Origin of the sequence: Streptomyces sp. URMC 124 (genome assembly GCF_051386455.1) — a bacterium.
Classification (GTDB): Bacteria; Actinomycetota; Actinomycetes; order Streptomycetales; family Streptomycetaceae; genus Streptomyces.
The window spans coordinates 1-8220 of record NZ_JBPQTS010000226.1 but is presented as its reverse complement, the minus strand read 5'-3'; the positions used below and the strand labels follow the sequence as shown (position 1 = coordinate 8220).

Here is an 8220-nt window from a genome sequence, read left to right as displayed (position 1 = left end):
GCGGCCCCGCCCGGTGGTCAGATGGTCACCCTGTCCCTCGCCTCGTGCCGGTCCGGGAAGTCGCCGCCCGTCAGGGCCGTGAGCGGGGCGGCCTTGACCGCCGTTTCCTCGTACTCCTCCTCCGGGTCGGACAGGGCGATGATCGCGCCGCCGACCCCGTAGCTGACCCGGTCCGCCGTGATCACGGCGGTGCGGATGACGACGCTCAGGTCCACGGCGCCGCTGAGCGAGAAGTAGCCGATCGCGCCGGAGTAGACGCCGCGCGGGCCCTGTTCCAGGCGGTCGATGAGCTGCATGGTGCGGACCTTGGGCGCGCCGGTCATGGAGCCCGGCGGGAAGGCCGCGCGGACGCAGTCGACGGGCGAGCGGTCCGGGCGCAGGGTGGCCCGTACCGTGCTCACCAGCTGATGGGCCTTGGCGTAGCTTTCGACGCGGAAGACGTCCCGGGCCTCTACGGAGCCCACCCGGGCGCAGCGGCCGAGGTCGTTGCGGACCAGGTCGACGATCATGAGGTTTTCCGCGCGGTCCTTCTCGTCGGCCGCCAGGTCGGCGGCCAGCAGGGCGTCCTCCCGGGGGGTGGCGCCGCGGGGGCGGGTGCCCTTGATCGGGCTGGATTCGGCCCGGCCGTGGCGGTCGATGCGCAGGAACCGCTCGGGCGAGGTGCTGAGGACCGAGAGGCCGCCGAAGGACAGGAGGGCGCCGAAGGGCGCGGGGTTGCTGCGGCGCAGGAAGCGGTAGCCCTCCCAGGGGTCCAGGGTGCCGGTGGCCTCGGCCATGTTGGTCAGGCAGACCTCGTAGGTCTCCCCCGCCGCGATCTGCTCCCGGCACTCCTCGATCAGCTGCAGATAGGCGTCGCGGCCGTGGCGCAGCCGGATTTCGCCGAGGGTGCCGGGGCGGCCGGCGGGAAAGGGGCGCAGTCCGGCGAGGGCCGTGAGCTTGCGGGCGGTGGCGTCGAGCCACGAGCGGGCCGCGCTCTCGTCGCCGTCCTCGGCGAGCGCCAGGAGGTGGGTGGTGCCGGTCTCGTGGTCGAGGACCAGGGCCCTGTCCGCGAAGACCATGACGGCATCCGGTTCGCCCGAGCGGTGTCCGGGCTCGCCCCCGCACTCGGCCTTCAGGCCGTAGCCGAGGTAGCCCACCCAGCCCAGGGTGAAGTCGCAGGCCGGGGCCGGTGTTTCCGTGCGCGTCGCGTGCAGGTCTTCGGCCAGCCAGTCCAGGAAGCCTCCCGTGACGACCTCGGTGGTGTGCCGGGAGCGGACGGTGACGGTGCTGCTGTGCACGTCCGCGGAGGCGGTCCGGGCGAGCGGCCCGGAGGCGTCGCCCATGATCGAGTACCGGCCGGTGCGCCGGTCGCGGCTGCTGCTGTCGAGCCAGTAGGCGTGCGGGCCCCTGCGGAAGAGGCGGTCGAAGACGACCTCTTCGTCCCAGGTGGTCGGCAGGGCCGCCGTCAGGATCCGGAGGTCGCGGCGCTCCGGTCGGCCGGCGGTCTTCTTCGTGGTGCCGATGGGGACGGCGGGGGCCGTGTGCCGCCGTACGCCCCGGCGCTCCGTCATCCGGCGAAAGTTGTCCAGAATGCGGTGCCCGTGGGTGCTGCTGACGGACTCGGGGTGGAACTGCACCCCCCACAGCGGCAGTTCGCGGTGGCGCAGCCCCATGACCGTGCCGTCGGCGGTGCGCGCCGTCACCTCCAGGGAGGCGGGCAGCCGGCCCACGGCCAGCGAGTGGTAGCGCACGGCCTCGAAAGGGGACGGCAGCCCCTCGAAGAGGCCGGCGCCGTCGTGGTGGACGGGCGAGACCCGGCCGTGGCGGGGCTCCGGGGCCCGGCCGACTTCGCCTCCGTACACCAGGGCGATGCCCTGGTGGCCCAGGCAGACACCGAGGGTCGGCAGGGTGCCGTGGCGCAGGATATCGGCGCAGATTCCGAAGTCCGCCTCCCGTTCCGGGGTGCCCGGTCCGGGCGAGAGGACCACATTGTCGAATTCGGCGAGCCGACCGGTTTTCCAGAACGGGTCGTCGTTGGTGACGACTTCCGGCTCGCGGCCGTTGACTTCGGCCAGATAGTGGAACAGGTTGTAGGTGAAGGAGTCGTAGTTGTCGACTAATAACGTACGCACGTATCCCCCGTCTCGGCGTTATCGGACGACTTCCGGGCAGCGGGCGGAATCCGCTGCCGGTGTCACCTCCAGCAGCATGTGCTCGACTTCGTACTCGCCTTCCCGCACGACGGTGCGGCGCACCACGTCCAGCCGGCGGCCGCACCCGTCCGCGATGCGGCGCAGGGCGGGCACGTCCCCCCGGCTGCTGAAGTGCAGCAGGACCGTGCCGCCCGGGGCCAGCAGGCCGGGCGCGCCTTCCAGGAAGCGGCGGTGCGCCGCGTAGCCGGGGTCGACGTAGGCGCGCTCGTGCATGGTCCGGGGCCGGTACTCCGGCGGGGCCAGCACGTAATTGGAGGACCAGAAAACCGTGTCGAACTTCTCCTCCCCGCCCAGCCGGTCGAAGAGGTCGCTGCGCACGGCGCGGACCCTGCCGGACACTCCGTGCCGGGCCGCGTTCGCCGCGGTGTTCAGTACCGCTGCGGGATTGATGTCGGCGGCGACCACCCGGGCACAGCCGGCGAGGGCGGCGGTGATCGCCACGACGCCGGTGCCGCTGCCGATCTCCAGCAGCGATCCCGGGGGCAGGGCACCGGGTGCCCCGGAGGGCCCCGTTTCCGCGGACGGCTCGGCGAGGCCGAGGAAGTCCAGTGCGATTCCCGTCGCGGGCGAGTAAATCGGAGCAAATACTTCCGGTAAGAGGTCCCACTCGCGGCCGCACATCGTGAAAGCGGCCGGCCGGTCCGTGCGCACCAGCGCTTGACGGCTGCGTTCGAGAGAGAGTCTGTAGTCGCGTACCCCCGTCATACCGAGCCCCCTGAATCGGCGACAACTCCCGGCGAAGCACCGGGTGTTCATCAACCTTCACCTATAAGGGCGCTTAACAGGAAGGTGATCCAGTAACACACCGTCGGGATTCGGCGGTGGTCCGGACACCACCGCCCGCACCCCGCCGCGCCTGCGGCCGCCGTCTTGATCGGCTGCGGTTGACGCACCACTGCCCGTGTGCATAGCTTCCCGGCATACCGTGCCGCGGCTCTATCCGTGCGGCAGAGCGCACCGGACCCGGGGGGCATCGTGTCGCAAGGCATGTCCGAGGACGGCATATTCGCCGTTCTGGAGCTATTGGCCGCGGGGGCACCGGCCCAGGAATACGAAGACCTCGTCGAACGACTCCGCAGCTCCGGCGCGGAGGAGGGACTCGTCGACCGGCTCGGCAGCGCCGTCCAACTCGCCCTGTCCATAAGGACGTGGACGGAGCGTCAGCAGCAGCGCGAGGCCGGCATGTCCGCCCTCGTCGACACCGCGCGCGACCTCGCCACCCCGCACGACCTCGACACCCTCCTGAAGGTCATCCTCCGGCGGGCCCGGCTGCTCCTCGCCGTCGACATGTCGTACATCGGGATGTACGCCGAAGGGGAGCGGCACGTGAGCATACGGGCCGCCGACGGCCACACCACCGCGCTCAACGTGGGCCTGCGGCTGCCCGGCGGCAGCGGGCTGGGCTCCGCCGTCATGGCCAACCCCTCGCCGTTCTGGACCCCCGACTACCTCGCCGACGAGCGCATCCAGCACAGCGGGGAGATCGACTACGTCGTCAAGGCGGAGGGGCTGCAGGCCATCCTCGCCGTCCCCCTGAGCCGCGGCGCGCGCCCCTTCGGCACCCTCTACGTGGCCGAGCGCAAGGTCCGGCACTTCACCACCGACGAGATAGCGCTGCTCAGCTCGCTGAGCGACCTGGCCGGCGTGGCCATCGAGAAGGCCGAGCTGCTGGACCGGACCACCGCCCTGGTCGCCGAGCTGGAGCAGCACTCGACCCGCGTCGAGGCCGGGCTGCGCAGCGCCCAGGAGCTGAGCGACGCCCAGCACCGGCTGATCCAGCTGGTGCTCGGCGACTGCGACCTGGACGCCCTCGCCCGCGCCTCCGCCGCGGAGCTGAACGCCGCTGTCCAGGTGTGCGCGGCCAACGGCACCATCCTCACCTCGGCGGGGCTGGCCCGGGAGACCGGGACGGCCGAAGGCGGCGGCGGGGAGTGCGCCGCGGACGCCGGCGAGGGCGCCCCCGTCGAGTCGCTGCTGGTGCCCGCCGCCATGGACGCCCACGCCGCCCGCGAGCCCGTGGCCCTCGCCGACGGCCTGTGGGCCGTGCCCATCTCCGCGGGCACCGGCAGCAACCTCGGCACCCTGCTGCTGCGCCCCGATCGCCCCGACGCGGTGCAGGACGAGCGGCTGCTGCGGCTGGTGGCCCAGGTCATGGCCGTGCAGCTGCTGGTGGAGAGCAGCCGGACGGCGATCGCCGAGGGGCAGGTCCGCGACGACTTCCTCGCCGACCTGCTGGCGAGCCCGCAGCGGCCGCCGCACCAGCTCGAACAGCACGCGCGGCGGCTCGGCATCAACCTGAGCAAGCCGCACGTCGTGGTCGTGGCGCGCCCCGAGGGCGACGCCCGCGGCAAGACGGCCATCTGGGCGTCCTCCTACGCGCACCGGCTCAGCGGGCTGAAGAGCATGCACAACGGCTGCGCGGTGCTGCTGCTGCCGGGCACGGACCCCGGCGGCGCGGGCCGCGCCGTCTCCGCGGAGCTGTCGCCGCTCCTCGGCCACCCGGTGACGGTCAGCTCGGCGGGCCCGGTCGCCGGCCCCGCCTCCGTCCACCACGGTTTCCAGGAGGCGCTGCGCTGCCTGGACGCGATGACCTCCCTCGGCGTCATCGGGCGTTCGGCGTCGGTGCGCGAGCTGGGCTTCCTCGGGGTGCTGCTCTCCGACAACCACGACGTCGAGGGCTTCGTCGACTCGGCCATCGGCCCGGTCATCGACTACGACCAGCAGCGGTTCACCGATCTGACGCGCACGCTGGAGACGTACTTCGAGGCGGGCGGCAGCCCGACGAACGCGGCCAAGAAGCTTCATGTGCACCCCAATACGGTGGCCCGTCGCCTGGAGCGGATCAGCGAGCTGCTGGGGCCGCAGTGGCAGCAGCCCGAGCGCGCCCTGGAGGTGCAGCTGGCCCTGCGGGTCTTCCGGGTGCGGCACAGCCTGCGGATGCGGGACCGGGCCGGGCCCGGCGCGGGTGCGGACACCCCCGGGGCTCAGGAGACGTAGCCGAGGCGGACGTGCTCCTCCTCCGGCCCGCCGGTCAGGGCCGCGACGGCGTGGGCCGCGGAGGCCAGCGTGACGTGCCGGTGCCAGCCGCTGAACGAGCGGCCCGCGAAGTCCCGGATGCCGACCTCGTCGGCGATCTCCCCGAAGTCCCGGTCGACCCGGTCCAGGAGCTTGCCGAGCCGTACGAGGGCGGCGGGCGGCACGTTCACGAGGTCCGTCAGCCACAGCTCGGCCGGCCAGCGGTGGCCGTTCTCGCCCACCCCCAGCAGGAGTAACTCCCTGCGCCGCAGCGGGCCGGGCGCGGCCGCCGTGCGCAGCGCGGGCAGCCCCACGCGGACCGCCGCGGTCAGCGAGGTCCGCACGGCCCGCGAGGGGCCGTGGTCGCGCCACATCACCGGGCGCCGCATGTCGCGGGCCGCACCGAGGATCTGGTGGGCCGGCAGCGCCTCGGCACCCCGGCCGGGCACAGCCGGGTCGGCCACGGTCAGCCGCAGCGAGTTGCTGATGCGGACCAGGGCCGGCACGCCGCAGGCGCGCAGCCGCAGCAGGGCCGCGGGGGCGTCCATGTCGCGGGCGTCCAGCACCAGCGGGCGCAGCGGCAGCCCCCAGTCGCGCATCATCCCGGTGTACGCCTCGACCGTGCACTCCCCCAGGGTCTCGGGGCGGACGGAGTCGGGGATGCAGGCCTGGCTGCGGCGCAGCCCGTCCCGCAGCCAGGCGTCGGACAGGTGCAGCCGCCAGTTGACGGGGGTGCTGCGCTCGGCGGAGGCGGCCCACACGCCCACGGCCTCCTGCGCGTTGAGCACCTGGCCGACGGCCGGGCAGAAGCGCCGGTCGACGCCCACGGAGTTCTCCCCGGCCTTGGGGATGACCATCGGCCGGACGACCCACGCGTGCGGGGGCGCGACCCGGGTCAGGTAGTGGGCCAGGGCGCGGCGCACCGGGGCCCAGTCCCAGGTGGAGCTGGAGATGAAGTGGTGCAGGCTCTGCTCGGCGGCCTGGCCGCCGATGAGCGCCGCGATGTTGCGGATGGACTTGCGCCCCTGGGTCCCCAGCAGGCCGCGCACGTAGGCCTCGCCGCGCCGGCGCTGGTCGCTGCGCGGCAGCGAGGCGAAGAGCGCGGAGCACAGCTCGGCCAGGACGGCGTCCCGGGTCTCGGGGCAGGCGGGGGCGGGCGCCTCGTGCCGGGCGGTCCGCGGATAGAGAGCAACACCACTCATCGGAATCCCCCATCTCGGCTGCTGGTGGCACTGTCAACGGTGCGCGTGCGCACCCCCCGGCGCCCAGGTGTGAAGGGCACCCCCGTGGCCCCTCAATTGGTGGTCCCACCACCACCCGGGCCGTCCGGGACGGCCCACCGGGGCTTCCGAGGGCCCCTGAGGTGTGCCCGGACCACCACCCCGGCGGCGGGTCGGGGGGCCACTCGGCGGACGGGGTCGAAGCCGCGCGGAGCGTTGCGGATACGGTGGTCCCATGCACCGGCGCGGACGGCCCCAGGGGGGCGGTCCGCACCGATACCGCGGGCAGCATTCGGCCACGCGGGCGCAGCACACCGGAAAGGAACACGTGAGCAGGTTGTTGGTGCAGGTCAGCGCGGTAGTCCGGAGCGTGGGGTAAGCGTCGTGCACATTGTGATCATGGGCTGCGGGCGGGTCGGCTCGGCCCTCGCCCAGACCCTTGAGCAGCAGGGTCACACGGTGGCCGTGATCGACCAGGACCCGACGGCCTTCCGCCGCCTGGGCTCCGGGTTCGGCGGCCGCCGCGTGACCGGCGTCGGCTTCGACCAGGACACCCTGCGCGAGGCGGGCATCGAGGAGGCGGGCGCGTTCGCGGCCGTCAGCAGCGGTGACAACTCCAACATCATCGCGGCCCGCGTGGCCCGTGAGATGTTCGGCGTCGAGAACGTGGCCGCGCGGATCTACGACCCCCGGCGCGCCGAGGTCTACCAGCGGCTCGGCATCCCGACCGTGGCCACCGTGCGGTGGACGGCCGACCAGATGCTGCGGCGGCTGCTGCCGTCCGGCGCGGAGCCGCTGTGGCGCGACCCGAGCGGCGGCGTCCAGCTGGCCGAGGTCCCCGCCTCGGAGGCCTGGGTGGGCCACAAGATCAGCAAGCTCCAGGAGGAGACCGGCGTGCGGGTGGCGTTCCTCACCCGGCTGGGCGAGGCGATGCTGCCGGCCTCCTCGACGGTGTTGCAGGAAGGCGATCTGGTGCATGTGATGATGCGCACCGACGAGGTCGAGAAGGTCGAAGCGGCGTTCTCGCACGGCCCCGAGGAGGCCCACTCATGAGGGTCGCCATCGCCGGTGCCGGCGCCGTCGGCCGCTCCATCGCGGGCGAGCTGCTGGAGAACGGGCACGAGGTGCTGCTCGTCGACAAGGCCCCGACCGCCATCTCGGTCGAGCGGGTGCCGCTCGCGGAGTGGCTCCTGGCCGACGCGTGCGAGATCACCTCGCTCGACGAGGCCGCGCTGCAGCGCTGCAACGTGGTCATCGCGGCCACGGGCGACGACAAGGTCAACCTCGTCGTCTCCCTGCTGGCCAAGACCGAGTACGGGGTGCCCCGGGTCGTGGCCCGGGTCAACAACCCCAAGAACGAGTGGCTCTTCAACGAGTCCTGGGGCGTCGACGTGGCCGTCTCCACGCCGCGCCTGATGTCGGCGCTGGTCGAGGAGGCCGTGAGCGTCGGCGACCTGGTGCGCCTGATGCGCTTCAGCCAGGGCGACGCCAACCTCGTGGAGCTCACCCTGCCGCCGGAGTCGGCGCTGGCCGGCACCCGTGTCGGCGACGTGGACTGGCCGGACGACACCTCGCTCGTCACGATCATCCGCGGCAACCGGGTGCTCACCCCCAGCCGGGAGGACTCCCTGGAAGCCGGTGACGAGCTGCTGTTCGTCGCGGCCCCGGCGCGCGAGGAGCAGCTGGAGGACCTGCTGTCGGCCACGCGGGACGCCGACTAGCGCCCACCGCCACGCGCACACGCACGCACGGAGAACGCCGGGCGGCTCGTACGAGCCTGTCTCTTATACACA

At 73.1% G+C, this 8220-nt stretch carries 6 protein-coding genes; 3 read left to right on the top strand and 3 right to left on the bottom strand.

Translation table 11 applies throughout. From position 1 onward, the window contains the following. Positions 1–17: 17 nt before the first annotated feature. Together pabB and ACSNOG_RS30600 are read right to left on the bottom strand one after the other, a co-directional pair. On the bottom strand, positions 18–2111 hold the full coding sequence (pabB, locus tag ACSNOG_RS30605) for an aminodeoxychorismate synthase component I (RefSeq protein WP_436755962.1): 2094 nt from the start codon (positions 2109–2111) through the stop codon (positions 18–20). A gap of 18 nt (positions 2112–2129) precedes the next feature. Beyond that, on the bottom strand, positions 2130–2897 hold the full coding sequence (locus tag ACSNOG_RS30600; RefSeq protein WP_436755961.1) for a methyltransferase domain-containing protein: 768 nt from the start codon (positions 2895–2897) through the stop codon (positions 2130–2132). 282 nt (positions 2898–3179) lie between these two features. On the opposite strand from ACSNOG_RS30600, the gene ACSNOG_RS30595 reads away from it, so the two are divergent. Then, complete coding sequence (locus ACSNOG_RS30595; RefSeq protein ID WP_436755960.1) at positions 3180–5189, top strand: helix-turn-helix domain-containing protein; 2010 nt, start codon at positions 3180–3182, stop codon at positions 5187–5189. Here ACSNOG_RS30595 and ACSNOG_RS30590 read toward each other — a convergent pair. After that, positions 5177–6409, bottom strand: a complete 1233-nt coding sequence (locus tag ACSNOG_RS30590) for an IS701 family transposase (protein ID WP_436755959.1) — start codon at positions 6407–6409, stop codon at positions 5177–5179. The two genes, ACSNOG_RS30595 and ACSNOG_RS30590, sit on opposite strands and share 13 nt — an antisense overlap. A gap of 402 nt (positions 6410–6811) precedes the next feature. Here ACSNOG_RS30590 and ACSNOG_RS30585 point away from each other — a divergent pair, with 402 nt between their 5' ends. Further along, on the top strand, positions 6812–7480 hold the full coding sequence (locus tag ACSNOG_RS30585) for a potassium channel family protein (protein WP_436755958.1): 669 nt from the start codon (positions 6812–6814) through the stop codon (positions 7478–7480). Further along, positions 7477–8148, top strand: a complete 672-nt coding sequence (locus tag ACSNOG_RS30580) for a potassium channel family protein (protein ID WP_436755957.1) — start codon at positions 7477–7479, stop codon at positions 8146–8148. The genes ACSNOG_RS30585 and ACSNOG_RS30580 overlap by 4 nt, the downstream gene beginning before the upstream one ends. Positions 8149–8220 lie beyond the last annotated feature (72 nt).

Excerpts from the sequence above, each read along its gene's own strand:
- ACSNOG_RS30600 (WP_436755961.1), bottom strand. The coding sequence starts at position 2,897 with ATGACGGGGGTACGCGACTACAGACTCTCTCTCGAACGCAGCCGTCAA.
- ACSNOG_RS30595 (WP_436755960.1), top strand. The coding sequence starts at position 3,180 with ATGTCCGAGGACGGCATATTCGCCGTTCTGGAGCTATTGGCCGCGGGG.
- ACSNOG_RS30590 (WP_436755959.1), bottom strand. The coding sequence starts at position 6,409 with ATGAGTGGTGTTGCTCTCTATCCGCGGACCGCCCGGCACGAGGCGCCC.
- ACSNOG_RS30580 (WP_436755957.1), top strand. The coding sequence starts at position 7,477 with ATGAGGGTCGCCATCGCCGGTGCCGGCGCCGTCGGCCGCTCCATCGCG.